This is a genomic window from Flavobacterium sp. EDS, assembly GCF_020991525.1.
GTDB lineage: Bacteria > Bacteroidota > Bacteroidia > Flavobacteriales > Flavobacteriaceae > Flavobacterium.
Map to the genome: position 1 here is coordinate 183,323 of NZ_JAJMOZ010000007.1, position 12,883 is coordinate 196,205.

Sequence of the window (12,883 nt, forward strand, 5' to 3'; positions counted from 1 at the left end):
TTAAATAATGTAATTATTTTCTCAAAAATAATACAAATATCAGAAAAGGGAGCTAAGAAATCGTATCAATTTCAATTAACTTATTGTAAAAAATTAACGGTAATTTATACATCTAACAACATAAAAGGTTAACCAAAATTTATCCTTTCCTGTGTTTTTTAGTACATTTGCAACCATTTTTAAAATTTTTATGAAAAAGAAATCGAATGTAGGTTTTTGGGAATTAATTGCTAGAATTATACTCAAAAACAGGATTGTAATTTTAGGGATTATTATTGCAATTACACTTTTCCTTGGTTACCAATGGAAAAATCTTGCTATGACTTATACTGAGGCTAACTTGCTTCCAAAAGAGCATATCGCAAATAAAGACTATCAGAAATTTTTAGATAAGTTTGGAGAAGAAGGCAATCTTATCGTTATAGGTTTTAAAGATCCAACTTTTTTTACACCAAAAAATTATGCTGCCTGGAATGAATTAATGACAGGTTTGAAAAAGGCTAAAGAGGTCGATTTGGTAGTTTCTTTAAGTGATTTGAAAAAATTAGAAAAAGATACTGTAAACGAAAAATTTGTCTTAGCTCCGTTTATTGATCAAAAGAAAGCGCTTGATCCAGCATATTTACAAACGGTACAATACGATTTGTTTCATAATTTGCCGTTTTATGAAGGGTTGTTGTTTAATAAAGAAAGCGGAAGTATCCGATCTGCGGTTTATATGAACAAAAAGCTTGTAAATACAGCTGAGAGAAAAACGTTTATTCTTGAAAATTTAGTTCCTAAGATTGATAAGTTCGAGAAAACAACCGGAATAGATTTACGTGTTTCTGGAATGCCATACATCAGGACTATTAATGCAGATAATATGAAAGGTGAAATAGGCCTTTTTATCGGTGCGGCTTTACTTACCGTCTCGTTGATTTTCTTTTTCTTTTTCCGTTCATTTAGGGCGACTTTTATTTCAATATGTATCTTAATTGTTGGTGTAGTTTGGTCTTTTGGAACACTTGGTTTGTTTCATTATAAAATTACTGTTTTAACAGCAATAATTCCGCCATTGATAATCGTTATTGGGATTACAAATTGTATTTTCTTGATTAATAAATACCAACAGGAAATAAAATTGCATAACAACCAAGCAAAAGCTTTGCAACGTATTATTTCTAAAATTGGAGTTTCGACTCTGATGACAAACCTTACTACTGCAGTTGGATTTGCAACCTTTATGATTACTGGGAATGATTTGCTTTTTGAGTTTGGTTTAGTGACATCGATTAATGTTATTTCTGTTTATTTTTTAACGCTTTTAATCGTGCCAATTGTGTACAGTTTTATGTCGATTCCTAAGGAAAAACACTTGCATCATTTGACTAAAACCTATATTTCGGTACTATTGGATTGGGTAGAGAGTGTAGTAAAAAACAAACGAAAAGTTATATATATCATCTACGGATTGCTTTTGTTGTTTAGTATTATTGGGGTATCGCAAATGAAAGTGTCTGGAAGTTTGATTGGAGAAATGCCAAAAAGTGCTTCTTTCTTTAAAGATATTTTGTTTTACGAAAAGGAATTTAATGGAGTGATGCCATTAGAAATTATGATTGACACCAAACGTAAAAAAGGGGTCATGAAATTATCGACAATGCGTAAAATGGACGAGTTACAGGCTACAATCGAAGGGATGCCAGAATTGTCTAAACCAGTCTCTATAGTAAATTTGGTTAAATACTCGAAACAGGCTTTTTATAACGGGAAACCTGAGTATTATCAATTACCAACTTCACAGGAACAGACATTTATTTTGGCTTATGCTAAAAATGCGGTAAAAAACAATAAGGATAATTTAATGAAAAGTTATGTGGATTCGACAGGTCAGTACGCTCGAATTACAACTTTTATGAAAGATATTGGTACTGATGAAATGGCTAAAGTCGAGAAGAAACTTCATTCTAAAATTAATGAAATTTTCCCAAAAGATCGCTATGAAGTTACGGTAACAGGTAAAGCATTAGTTTTTCAGAAAGGAACTTCTTATTTAGTAGATAATTTAATTGAATCATTAATTTTTGCCATTTTTGTTATTGCAGTACTTATGTTGTATTTGTTCAGATCGTTCAAAATGGTTTTTGCTTCGGTTATAACAAACATATTACCACTTTGTATTACATCTGGATTAATGGGGTATTTTGGGATTCCGCTTAAGCCATCAACGATATTAGTGTTTAGTATTGCATTTGGTATATCTGTAGATAATGCAATTCAGTTTATGGCAAAATACCGACATGATTTGTTACAGAATAATGGAAAGGTAAAAAAATCAGTTTTCAGTGCATTAAGAGAAACTGGAATTAGTACTTTTTATACTTCTGTTGTATTGATCTTAGGGTTTGCAACGTTTACACTTTCAAGCTTTAGCGGAACAATCGCATTGGGAGGATTAATTTCCTGTACGCTGGCATTTGCGATGTTTGCAAACATACTAGTCTTACCAGCTTTGGTATTAACGTTTGAAAAGAAAAAAACTAAAAAAGAAGATGTTATAGAAGGAGAGATTTAATCTTACCTTGAATAAGTAGAAAAAAAAACTAACACGAATTTCACGAATTTGCACAAAATCAACGGTTGAGTTGAATTAGTTTACGAAATTAATTTCATAAACTAATTAGTGGGAATTGGTGAAATTTGTGTTTAAAATTATTATTCTTTTTTATGAGATATATTCAGGAAGTTATAGCTGAATTTGTCGGTCTATTTGCTGGTCTAAAGAAATGAAGGTTTCTGTTCTAGAAACGCCTTCAATTGCCTGAATTTTGGTATTTAATAACTGCATAAGGTGTTCGTTGTCACGACAGATTATTTTAATTAATATCGACCAGTTTCCAGTTGTGTAATGACATTCCAGAACTTCGGGTATTTTTTTTAATTCTTTTACAGCTTCTAGATTTCGGGCAGCTTTGTCTAAATAAACGCCTACAAACGCCATAGTGTTATATCCTAATACTTTATTGTTAACGATAAATTTTGAGCCAGATATTACGCCAGATTGCTCTAGTTTGCGTAATCGCTGATGAATGGCCGCGCCAGAAATCCCAATTTTATTAGCAATCTGCAATATAGGTTTTCGAGCATCTTCCATAAGATATCTTAGGATTTCTTTGTCGATGCCGTCTATTTCAATAACTAGAGAATTGATTTTCATATATTTCGATTTAAAACTGATTTCAACGAAACAGTTTAAATTATAAATCAAATCTAATAATAAAACTTTAAAAAAGAAGTCCATTTAGAATCTTTGTGAAAGTTTAAAACTGTTACAAAGATATGGTAGGGTAAAAATGATTTTTTTGAGTGAGAATAACTTAAAAGGAAAAGGGTTCTTATTTAAGATAATTTAAAAAGTTTATATAAAAAAAGCTACGAATTTCGTAGCTTTTAATTTATTTAGGTAAAAGGATTATTTTCCTTTATTTGCTTCAGCAATATATTTTTCTAACGCCATAGTCATTGATGGAGTTTCTGGAGTTGGAGCAAGAATATCTATTCTTAAACCATAATCTAAAGCTTCCTTTTGAGTAGTGCTTCCGAAAACAGCAATCCTAGTTTCATTTTGTTTGAAGTCAGGAAAGTTTTTAAATAATGATTTTATTCCAGTTGGACTGAAAAAAGCCAAGACATCATAATAAACATCAGCTAAATCAGTCAAGTCACTCATTACAGTTCTGTAAAAAATTGCTTGAGTCCAATCTACTTTTAAATTATTTAAAGTAATAGGAGCGTCTGCGTTTAATTGATCAGAAGCTGGTAATAAGAATTTTTCGTCTTTGTACTTTTTGATTAATGGAGATAAATCTGCAAAATCTTTTGCGCCAACGTAAATTTTACGCTTTCTGTACACAACATATTTTTGTAAGTAAAAAGCAACGGCTTCCGATTGACAAAAATATTTTAATCCTTCAGGAACTTTGTAACGCATTTCTTCTGCTACTCTAAAAAAATGATCAACAGCATTTCTGCTAGTTAATATGATTGCAGTGTAATGATTAAGGTCGATTTTTTGAACTCGAATCTCTTTCGCGTTTACTCCTTCCACGTGAATGAAAGGTCTGAAATCAATTTTTATTTTGTGTTTCTGTTGGAGCTCAAAATAAGGGGAGTTTTCCACTTTAGGTTCAGGCTGTGACACCAAAATTGTTTTCACTTTCATAAGTTGTAATATTTTCTAAGCACCCTCTTTGGTAAGCCAATAATATATAAAATAATAAGGTGCTATTTCAAGAGTGCAAAGATATAAAATAAAATAAAATAACTTACTCAATATTACATTTTGATAGTTTTTAATTGAAATAAAATATGAGAATAGGCTAATACATAGCGATATAGCTAGTATTATTAACAGTACATTTTTCGAAATACCATCGTAATAGAACAAAATTGCATTGATAGGGAGTATTAAAATACCAATATAAGCTCTGTAACTTACTTTTTGTAGGTTAAAGTGCTCGGTAAATTCTTCGATATTGAACGAAGTAGCAACTATTTTTTCGATTAAATATTTCGATAAAATAAAGAAAGCTAATAAGGTTACGATTTGAATGTATAATAACCAATCGGTTTTGGATGCATATCCAAAACTACTAAGTGTAAGCTGTATGAAAAATGCAAAAGAAATGATTTGTATGAAGAATAAGATGGTTGTAAAACCACTTTTTATATGACTACTGTCTCGATATATCTTGGCGTATTTATCAGAAAAAATTAATTTGGTAAAATCGCCAAAACGGGTTTCGTAAATAGACTTTGTTATAGCAATAACGGCAAAGCATAACACAAACAAAAGTGTTGCCCAGTCTTTATTTTCAGTAATTCTTGGATGAAGGTGTTCAATCATAGCAATGCAAAATTAGTAATTTTTTGTCTCATTACTTTTATTATAACTTTATTATGAATGAAATGCTATAAAAAGTTTACTTTTGCGTTGAAATTACTCGGAAAAATGAATGATTGTATTGTTATAATTCCCACTTACAACGAAATTGAAAACATTGAAAGCATTATTAGGGCTGTGCTTTCGCAACATAAACCTTTTCACCTTCTTATTGTCGATGATAACTCGCCAGATCACACTGCAGATAAAGTTGTTATGCTTCAAGAAGAATTTGAAGGCAGATTGTTTATAGAAAACAGAGCTAAGAAAGCTGGATTAGGAACTGCTTATGTTCATGGATTTAAATGGGCTCTGGATCGAAAATATAATTATATATTCGAAATGGATGCCGATTTTTCACATAATCCTAATGACCTCGAAAAACTTTTTGATGCTTGTCATTTTGGAGGTGCTGATCTTGCTATTGGTTCTAGATATGTAAAAGGTGTAAATGTTGTAAACTGGCCATTAAGCCGTGTATTGATGTCTTATTTTGCATCTGTTTATGTAAAATTCATAACGGGAATGAAAATTCATGATGCTACAGCTGGGTTTGTTTGTTATAAAAGAGAGGTTTTAGAAGCTATTAATCTTAACAAAATAAAATTTGTTGGATATGCTTTTCAAATCGAAATGAAATATAGAACATATTGTAAAAAATTTGAAATTACCGAAGTTCCAATTATTTTTACAGATAGAACTAAGGGGGTTTCTAAAATGAGTAACGCTATTATCAAAGAGGCAATTTTTGGAGTTATTTCACTTCGACTGAAAAAATTAGTCAATTCTTTATAAAACAATTAGAATGAATAGGATATTAATAAAAAACGCTAAAATCGTAAACGAAGGGTCAATTTTTGAAGGCGATTTGTTAATCGAAAATGATTTAATTGTAGAAATTTCAGACAGTATAAGTCTGAAATCTTCTAATTGTATTGTTATTGATGCCGAAGGAAGTTACTTAATGCCTGGTGCAATTGATGATCAAGTACATTTTAGAGAACCTGGATTAACACATAAAGGAGATATCGAATCAGAATCGAAAGCAGCTGTTGCTGGAGGAATCACTTCGTTTATTGAGCAACCTAATACGGTGCCTAATGCGGTAACTCAGGAGATACTGGAAGAAAAATACCAAATAGCTTCAAAAAAATCATATGCGAATTATTCGTTTATGATGGGAGCAACCAACGATAATTTAGACGAAGTTCTAAAAACAAATCCAAAGAATGTAGCAGGAATCAAGATATTTTTGGGTTCATCAACCGGAAATATGTTGGTTGATAATGAAGCAACACTCGAAAAGATATTCTCAAGTACACCAATGCTTATAGCTGTACATTGTGAGGACGAAACTACAATACAAAATAATCTAGCAAAATATATAGAAGAGTATGGTGAGGATGTTCCTGTAACAGCGCATCATTTAATTCGTAGTGCCGAAGCATGTTATATTTCTTCGTCAAAAGCTGTTGCATTGGCTAAGAAAACAGGAGCACGTTTGCATATCTTTCATCTTTCGACTGCAAAAGAAATGGAATTGTTTACCAACAAAATCCCTTTGGAAGAAAAGAAAATTACTGCCGAAGTTTGTGTTCATCACTTGTGGTTTACAGATGAAGATTATAAAACTAAAGGGAATTTTATAAAATGGAATCCTGCTGTAAAAACTGCCGATGACAGAAAAGCACTTTGGGAAGCTTTGCTTGATGGACGAATAGATGTTATTGCAACAGATCATGCACCACATACAAAAGAAGAAAAGAAACAATCATATCTAAAAGCTCCTTCTGGAGGGCCTTTGGTTCAGCATGCTGTTGTGGCTATGTTTGAAGCTCATCATCAAGGGAAAATCAGTATTGAGAAAATAGTTGAAAAAATGTGTCACAATCCTGCTAAGATTTTCAAAATTGAAAAAAGAGGATTTATCAGAGAGGGGTATTATGCCGATTTGGTGATTGTAAACGCAGGGCTGCCTTGGAGTGTAAATACAGATAATATTTTGGCTAAATGTAAATGGTCACCATTTGAAGGATATACTTTTAAGTCAAGAATTACACACACTTTTGTAAACGGACAATTGGTTTATAATTCGTTTAAGGTGAAAAATGTTCATGCTGGGAAAAGATTATTATTTGATAGATAGAATATGAAAAAAATAATCATAATTATTTCGGTATTATTCTTTGCTGTTGGATGCAAAAAAGAGTTGGTTAAAAAGCCAGAGCGACTTGTTGAGAGAGATAAGATGATAGATATTATGTATGATTTATCATTGCTAGAAGCTATAAAATATCAAAACCCAATGTCGTTAGATTCTTGTGATACCAATCCGACTAGGTTTATATTGAAAAAATATAAAGTAGATAGTTTGCAATTTGTTAAGAGCAATATGTATTACGCTGCTGATTATAATGGTTATAAGGATATGTTTGATGAAGTGGGGTCGCGTTTAGAAAAAAACGAAAAGAAAATGGACTCCTTAATTAAGCTAGAAAATAAGAAAAAGCAATTGCTTAAGAAAAAGAGTAAGATAATAAAAAAAGACTCTATTAAAGCTAAAGAAGGACTGGTGAAAGCAGTAAAAGCAGATTCGCTTAAAAAGAAAGCTACACTTAAGTAATTAAGTGTTTTTTTTTTATAAAGTTGCAACTTCTTTAATGTATTCATGAATATTTTTAAAGTCAGTTTTTAAAGCTGTTTTTATTTTCTCATTCGAATAAATATCTTTTGTATAAGACGATTTTGCGGTTGCTTTGGTAATCTGTCTTTTCTTCAGGAAAAAAGTAGATAAAAACCAGTCAATTCGCCATATAATTTTCATAAGTAAAGGACTTGCATGATTTGCAGGTCTTTTTACTTTTAATGCATCTGCTATTGTATTTAATACATCTCTAAAAACAATATTATCAGAAATTAGAGTAAAACGTTCGTTTTTTATCTCGCTCTTCATTAATGTAACAGCAATTCTCACAACGTCATCTACAGTAACAAATCCGGTACTGCCTAGACTGTAAAAGGAAAGCCCGTTAGCTACTTTTGTGTAAAGTTCAGCACTTCCTTTTTCATCGCTTTTAGATTTTGGAATAGGTCCTAGGATAACTCCAGGATTTATAATGACAATATCCAGGCCTTCTTGCCAACCACGCCAAACTTCCATTTCGGCACCATATTTAGAAATAGCATAATCGCTATGTGGTTTTTCGGGATTCCATTCGACTTCTTCAGTAATGACAGACTCATGAGGAGCAAGGTCACCAAGAGCAGCAATTGAACTTACAAAACACAATTTTTTTACTTGTTTTGCAATACAGAAATTCACAATGTTTGCGGTGCCTTCGATATTGGTTTTTCTAACTAAATCTTCGTCTTTAGGATCAAATGAGATTATAGCAGCGCAGTGATAAACATATTTTATATCAATAAAAGCAGTTTCTAATGAAGGAACGTCAAGTATGTCAGCTTCTATCCATTGAATTGATTCGAATAAATGGGATTTTTTATATAAATCAAAAACGGACTTTGTTCTTTCTATTTTCTTCTTGTTTCGGTAAATTGCCCGAACGTTATCTCCATTTTCAATTAAATGAAGTAATAAATGTGCACCAACTAAACCTGTTCCTCCTGTTACTAAAACCATTTTGTAAAGATAATTAGATTGTTGGATTCCTCACATTTTTAGTTTTCTTATTTTTTTGACCATTCTTAATTTAAATTCATTTTTGAGATTGCAACAGACAATCGTTATATTTGTAAAAATTATTTTAAAAGAAATGAAAAATTTTATTGAAGAAGTGACTTGGAGAGGAATGCTTCACGACGTTATGCCAGGTACAGAAGAACATTTGATGGAACAAATGAGAGTGGCATATGTGGGAATTGATCCAACTGCGGATTCATTGCATATAGGGCATTTAGTTGGGGTAATGTTATTGAAACATTTTCAGTTATCAGGACACAAGCCATTGGCGTTAGTTGGTGGTGCAACAGGAATGATTGGAGATCCATCAGGAAAATCGAATGAAAGAAACTTACTTGATGAAGCAACATTGCGTCATAATCAAGAAGCAATAAAAGGACAATTGTCTCGATTTTTGGATTTTACTTCAAATTCAGCTAATGCTGCCGAATTGGTAAATAATTACGATTGGATGAAAGAATTCTCATTCCTTGATTTTATTCGTGATGTAGGTAAGCATATTACGGTTAACTATATGATGGCTAAAGATTCTGTGAAGAAAAGGCTAACATCAGAGGCTGCCGAAGGAATGTCATTTACTGAGTTTACTTATCAGCTAGTACAAGGATATGATTTTTTGCATTTGTATAAAAACAAGCAATGTACCTTGCAAATGGGAGGAAGTGACCAATGGGGGAATATTACCACGGGAACTGAATTGGTAAGAAGAATGGAAAGCGGAAAAGCATATGCTCTAACTTGCCCATTAATCACAAAAGCTGACGGAACAAAATTCGGAAAATCAGAAGGCGGAAATATCTGGTTGGATGCTGCAAGAACATCTCCATATAAGTTTTACCAATATTGGTTAAATACTTCAGATGTTGATGCTGAAAAATATATTAAAATTTTCACTTTCTTATCAAAAGAAGAAATTGAATCTTTGACAATCGAACATAGAGAAACACCTCATTTGCGTATTTTACAAAAAAGATTGGCTGAAGAAATTACTGTAATGGTACATTCTGCTGCTGATTTAGAAAATGCAATTAAGGCTTCAAACATATTATTTGGAAATTCTACATCTGATGATTTAAAACAATTAGACGAAGCGACTTTCTTAGATGTTTTTGATGGTGTGCCTCAGGCAGAAATTACAAAAGCAGATCTTGAAAACGGATTAGAGATTATAATAGTTCTGAATGAAAAAACAGGATTCTTTAAATCAAATGGGGAAGCAAGACGTGCTCTTACAGCTAATTCTATTTCTGTAAACAGAGAAAAAATAACTGAAGAGTTTGTTCTTTCTAACAAAGATTTAATAAATAACCAATTTGTATTGTTACAAAGCGGGAAGAAAAATTATTTTGTAGTAAGAGTGGTGTAATTGGTAAATCGTTTAACCGATTAAACATCAAAGTACCATCAGATTACAACCTCTAATATCAGAGTTATCAAAACGTCCCAATACCTCGAAAGAGTTGTTGGGATATTTTTTGCCTAAATCTTGCGTAGCGATAAAAGAACAAGAATTAATATTGGCTAGATCGATTACGTTTATACCTCCAGTTTTTCCTTCTTTTACGTAGGTTAAAGCATCTTCTGTATCTCGAACAAGGATTTGTATCCATGAAGGACATTCGAATATTCCTTCGCCTAGTGAATAGGCTTGTGATAATAATTCGGTCATACCATATTCTGAATGTATTGCTGAAACGCCAAAACCATCGCATAATTCTTTATGCAATTCTTCGCGAATCATTTCTTTGCGTTTGCCTTTCATTCCACCAGTCTCCATAATGATAGTGTTTTGTAGTTTAAACGAATTCTTTTCGATTAAATCTAACAAAGCATATGTTACCCCAATTAAGATGGTGTTTTGTCCAGATTGGTCTAATTCGATTAGTTTTTGGGTAAGTTCTTCGTGGTTGTGTAGATAAAATCCACTTTCTGGGTGATTTGATAGTTTAATTAAATCTTCAACCATGTAAATTAATGAAGAACCTTCGCGCTCTAGATAGGACGGAAGTAAAGCTAGCACAGCATAATCTTCGATATTGCCATAAAATTGAGAAAAGCCTTTGCGGTAACTTTCTTCATATAAAGAAACGTCAGTTACAATATGTTTGCTAGTAATCATTCCTGTTGTACCGCTGCTGGTAAAAGTAACCTGTGCAGGATCAGAATTTGAAACCACAGCATGGCTCTTAAAAAACTGAATTGGTAAAAAGGGAATTTGAGTAAGTGATTTTACTTTTTGAGGATCTGTTTTTAAGTGATCGCAAAACGTTCGATATACTACGTTGTTTTCGTATTGAAAGCGGAATACTTTCAATGCTATTTTTTCAAATTGCTTTTGACTAGAAATCGTAAATATATCAGTTGTTGTAATCAAGATCTTTTTTTTGCAAAGGTAATTTATTTAAAAGAAAAAAGCTCCAATATTACTTTGGAGCTTTTTTATGTTTTTATTCTGAAAACTTACCTGACAATTAGCTTTCTAGTTGCAGTTGCATTTTCTTCATTTATTTTTATGATATACACACCAGGTGAAAGATTAGAAATATTAAGCTCTCTTGAACTTAATTGTGTTTGTAATACTTTTTTTCCTAGTATGTCAAAAATAGTTATTTCTTTTTCTAAATCATTTTTAGATGATATATATACTTTACCATTACTCACAGGGTTTGGATACAAACTCAAGCCCTCTATAACGGTGCCGTCTGTTTTTGGCTGTTGTTTACTGTCTTGTGCTGAAACACCTGCAGTAATAAAGAAAAAAGCCAATAAGAGTGTAATATAAAAGTAGTTTTTCGCCATCGCTTAATTTTAGTCTAGTAAATATACTAAAAAAAGTTTTCAAAAACTACGCCAAAAAAAAACATCCTAAAATTTTAGGATGTTTTTAACAATTAGTCGTATTTTATTGATTAGAAACCTACTGACCATCCAGTAGCCCATGTTGGTTGTGCGATACCACTTCCAGCTCCATTAGCAGCAGAAGATTCAGTAGCAACAGCGGTAACATCAGCAGCAGTTCCATTTGTTTTCTTTCCTTTAGTTTCTACAGCGATATCAGAGATGTAGTTTACACTAGATACTTTTAAAGCTGTTCCAACAAAAGCAATAGTTTCATCGTTTTCAACATCAATACCAGTTTTCCATCCGCTTAAAACTACATTTGAAATAAGACCTTTAGTCCCTCTTCTTAATTTTATAGCTTGATTTTCTGTGTAAATAGTTGCATCAGCAGTACTTCCAGGTCCCACAAGAGTGATGTTTGTAATAGTAGGGTTAGCAATTGGAGTGTTTGCAAATCCTAATTCGAAGTTATCAGCTTCAATACCTCTATTCCCTTTTCCAAAATTTAATTTTCCGTACCAGTTTGTATTTTTTCCATTCCATCCTTCAGTCCAGTCAAATTGATCATCTTCGTTACCGATAGCGATTAAATTTGTAGTGTTTACAGAACCTCCGAAGAATTCAAATCCATCATCAGCACCGTGAAAAGCTTGTACATTTTCAACAACTGTTCCAGAACCAACTCCGAAGAAAGATAGTCCGTTGAATTCTTTTTCAGTGTTATAAGCCGCTCCTGCATATTCGATTCTTAAGAATTTGATTGAACCAGAGTTATCATTAGATATAGTTCCACCATAAGTTAAATCTGCAACTTCTGATTGAGCTGTACTTGCTCCACCAGTAACACGGTTAATTGGTGCTCTACCACAGATAACCAATCCACCCCAGTCTCCAGCGCCTTTAGTTGTTAAACCGCTTGTCATGACAACTGGTTTTGCAGCTGTACCATTTACATTAATTTTTCCTCCTTGCGCAATTGCAATATAAGCTTTTGTTCCGCCAGTACCTTGAATAACTGTTCCTGCAGGAATTGTTAATGTAGCCCCGTCATTTACTTGTAATTTTCCAGTTAATTTGTAAACTGTACTAGCGTCAAGTACTACTTCACCGTCACTAATAGTTCCTTTAAAGTCGTTAGCATTTACAACAAATGTAGAAGTTGGTTTTTTGCTGTCGTTATTGTTATCGCTTGAACAGCTTGTAAGTAAGCTAGTTGATAAAGCAATAATCCCAAATAGTTTTACAATTGATTTTTTCATGGTTGTTTTGATAATTTTTGTGTTTAATATCTTGATGCAAAGATGGATTAGAAATCTTTTACGAATGTTAAGTAACTGTGATTGTTAGTTTAATAAAAACCTATTTTAAGATTAAATTAATGTTACTTAGCTGTTAACTAAAGTTTTGGTTTATAGGTT

At 32.2% G+C, this 12,883-nt stretch carries 12 protein-coding genes; 5 read left to right on the forward strand and 7 right to left on the reverse strand.

Annotated elements, in window-relative coordinates; translation table 11 throughout:
* Nucleotides 1–190 precede the first annotated feature (190 nt).
* Nucleotides 191–2,557, forward strand: a complete 2,367-nt coding sequence (locus tag LPB87_RS12200; RefSeq protein WP_230728074.1) for an MMPL family transporter — start codon at nucleotides 191–193, stop codon at nucleotides 2,555–2,557.
* A 171-nt stretch (nucleotides 2,558–2,728) separates the two neighbouring features.
* On the opposite strand, the gene LPB87_RS12205 is transcribed toward LPB87_RS12200, so the two are convergent.
* The 3 genes from LPB87_RS12205 to LPB87_RS12215 all read right to left on the reverse strand — a co-directional run bounded on the left by LPB87_RS12205 (nucleotide 2,729) and on the right by LPB87_RS12215 (nucleotide 4,888).
* The gene (locus LPB87_RS12205; protein WP_129540664.1) at nucleotides 2,729–3,199 is read right to left on the reverse strand and encodes an Lrp/AsnC ligand binding domain-containing protein; all 471 of its coding nucleotides are present in this window, start codon (nucleotides 3,197–3,199) and stop codon (nucleotides 2,729–2,731) included.
* A 255-nt stretch (nucleotides 3,200–3,454) separates the two neighbouring features.
* Nucleotides 3,455–4,204, reverse strand: coding sequence for a uroporphyrinogen-III synthase (locus LPB87_RS12210; protein WP_129540665.1), 750 nt, complete (start codon nucleotides 4,202–4,204; stop codon nucleotides 3,455–3,457).
* Nucleotides 4,205–4,219: 15 nt separating this feature from the next.
* Nucleotides 4,220–4,888: a DUF4271 domain-containing protein gene (locus LPB87_RS12215; RefSeq protein ID WP_129540666.1), complete on the reverse strand. Its 669-nt coding sequence runs from the start codon at nucleotides 4,886–4,888 to the stop codon at nucleotides 4,220–4,222.
* A 105-nt stretch (nucleotides 4,889–4,993) separates the two neighbouring features.
* Here LPB87_RS12215 and LPB87_RS12220 point away from each other — a divergent pair, with 105 nt between their 5' ends.
* Genes LPB87_RS12220 through LPB87_RS12230 form a run of 3 tightly spaced genes read left to right on the forward strand, consistent with a single transcriptional unit; the run spans nucleotide 4,994 to nucleotide 7,547 of the window.
* Entirely contained in the window at nucleotides 4,994–5,719 is a 726-nt protein-coding gene (locus LPB87_RS12220; protein WP_129541143.1) for a polyprenol monophosphomannose synthase, read from the forward strand.
* A 10-nt stretch (nucleotides 5,720–5,729) separates the two neighbouring features.
* Nucleotides 5,730–7,070, forward strand: a complete 1,341-nt coding sequence (locus tag LPB87_RS12225) for a dihydroorotase (RefSeq protein ID WP_129540667.1) — start codon at nucleotides 5,730–5,732, stop codon at nucleotides 7,068–7,070.
* Nucleotides 7,071–7,073: 3 nt separating this feature from the next.
* Nucleotides 7,074–7,547: a DUF4296 domain-containing protein gene (locus LPB87_RS12230; protein WP_230728075.1), complete on the forward strand. Its 474-nt coding sequence runs from the start codon at nucleotides 7,074–7,076 to the stop codon at nucleotides 7,545–7,547.
* A 15-nt stretch (nucleotides 7,548–7,562) separates the two neighbouring features.
* Here LPB87_RS12230 and LPB87_RS12235 read toward each other — a convergent pair whose 3' ends face one another.
* Nucleotides 7,563–8,564, reverse strand: a complete 1,002-nt coding sequence (locus LPB87_RS12235; protein ID WP_230728076.1) for an NAD-dependent epimerase/dehydratase family protein — start codon at nucleotides 8,562–8,564, stop codon at nucleotides 7,563–7,565.
* 133 nt (nucleotides 8,565–8,697) lie between these two features.
* Between LPB87_RS12235 and tyrS the strand changes: the two genes are divergently transcribed.
* Entirely contained in the window at nucleotides 8,698–9,990 is a 1,293-nt protein-coding gene (tyrS, locus tag LPB87_RS12240; protein ID WP_129540670.1) for a tyrosine--tRNA ligase, read from the forward strand.
* A 27-nt stretch (nucleotides 9,991–10,017) separates the two neighbouring features.
* Here the strand turns inward: tyrS and LPB87_RS12245 are convergent, their stop codons facing one another.
* The 3 genes from LPB87_RS12245 to LPB87_RS12255 form a co-directional block, all read right to left on the reverse strand.
* Nucleotides 10,018–10,998, reverse strand: coding sequence for an acyl transferase (locus LPB87_RS12245; RefSeq protein ID WP_129540672.1), 981 nt, complete (start codon nucleotides 10,996–10,998; stop codon nucleotides 10,018–10,020).
* An 86-nt stretch (nucleotides 10,999–11,084) separates the two neighbouring features.
* Entirely contained in the window at nucleotides 11,085–11,423 is a 339-nt protein-coding gene (locus LPB87_RS12250) for a T9SS type A sorting domain-containing protein (protein WP_230728077.1), read from the reverse strand.
* A 110-nt stretch (nucleotides 11,424–11,533) separates the two neighbouring features.
* The gene (locus LPB87_RS12255; protein ID WP_129540674.1) at nucleotides 11,534–12,724 is read right to left on the reverse strand and encodes a hypothetical protein; all 1,191 of its coding nucleotides are present in this window, start codon (nucleotides 12,722–12,724) and stop codon (nucleotides 11,534–11,536) included.
* Nucleotides 12,725–12,883 lie beyond the last annotated feature (159 nt).

Coding starts and splice junctions, on each gene's coding strand:
- LPB87_RS12205 (WP_129540664.1), bottom strand. CDS start 3,199: ATGAAAATCAATTCTCTAGTTATTGAAATAGACGGCATCGACAAAGAA.
- LPB87_RS12220 (WP_129541143.1), top strand. CDS start 4,994: ATGAATGATTGTATTGTTATAATTCCCACTTACAACGAAATTGAAAAC.
- tyrS (WP_129540670.1), top strand. CDS start 8,698: ATGAAAAATTTTATTGAAGAAGTGACTTGGAGAGGAATGCTTCACGAC.
- LPB87_RS12210 (WP_129540665.1), bottom strand. CDS start 4,204: ATGAAAGTGAAAACAATTTTGGTGTCACAGCCTGAACCTAAAGTGGAA.
- LPB87_RS12235 (WP_230728076.1), bottom strand. CDS start 8,564: ATGGTTTTAGTAACAGGAGGAACAGGTTTAGTTGGTGCACATTTATTA.
- LPB87_RS12200 (WP_230728074.1), top strand. CDS start 191: ATGAAAAAGAAATCGAATGTAGGTTTTTGGGAATTAATTGCTAGAATT.
- LPB87_RS12215 (WP_129540666.1), bottom strand. CDS start 4,888: ATGATTGAACACCTTCATCCAAGAATTACTGAAAATAAAGACTGGGCA.
- LPB87_RS12250 (WP_230728077.1), bottom strand. CDS start 11,423: ATGGCGAAAAACTACTTTTATATTACACTCTTATTGGCTTTTTTCTTT.
- LPB87_RS12230 (WP_230728075.1), top strand. CDS start 7,074: ATGAAAAAAATAATCATAATTATTTCGGTATTATTCTTTGCTGTTGGA.
- LPB87_RS12255 (WP_129540674.1), bottom strand. CDS start 12,724: ATGAAAAAATCAATTGTAAAACTATTTGGGATTATTGCTTTATCAACT.
- LPB87_RS12225 (WP_129540667.1), top strand. CDS start 5,730: ATGAATAGGATATTAATAAAAAACGCTAAAATCGTAAACGAAGGGTCA.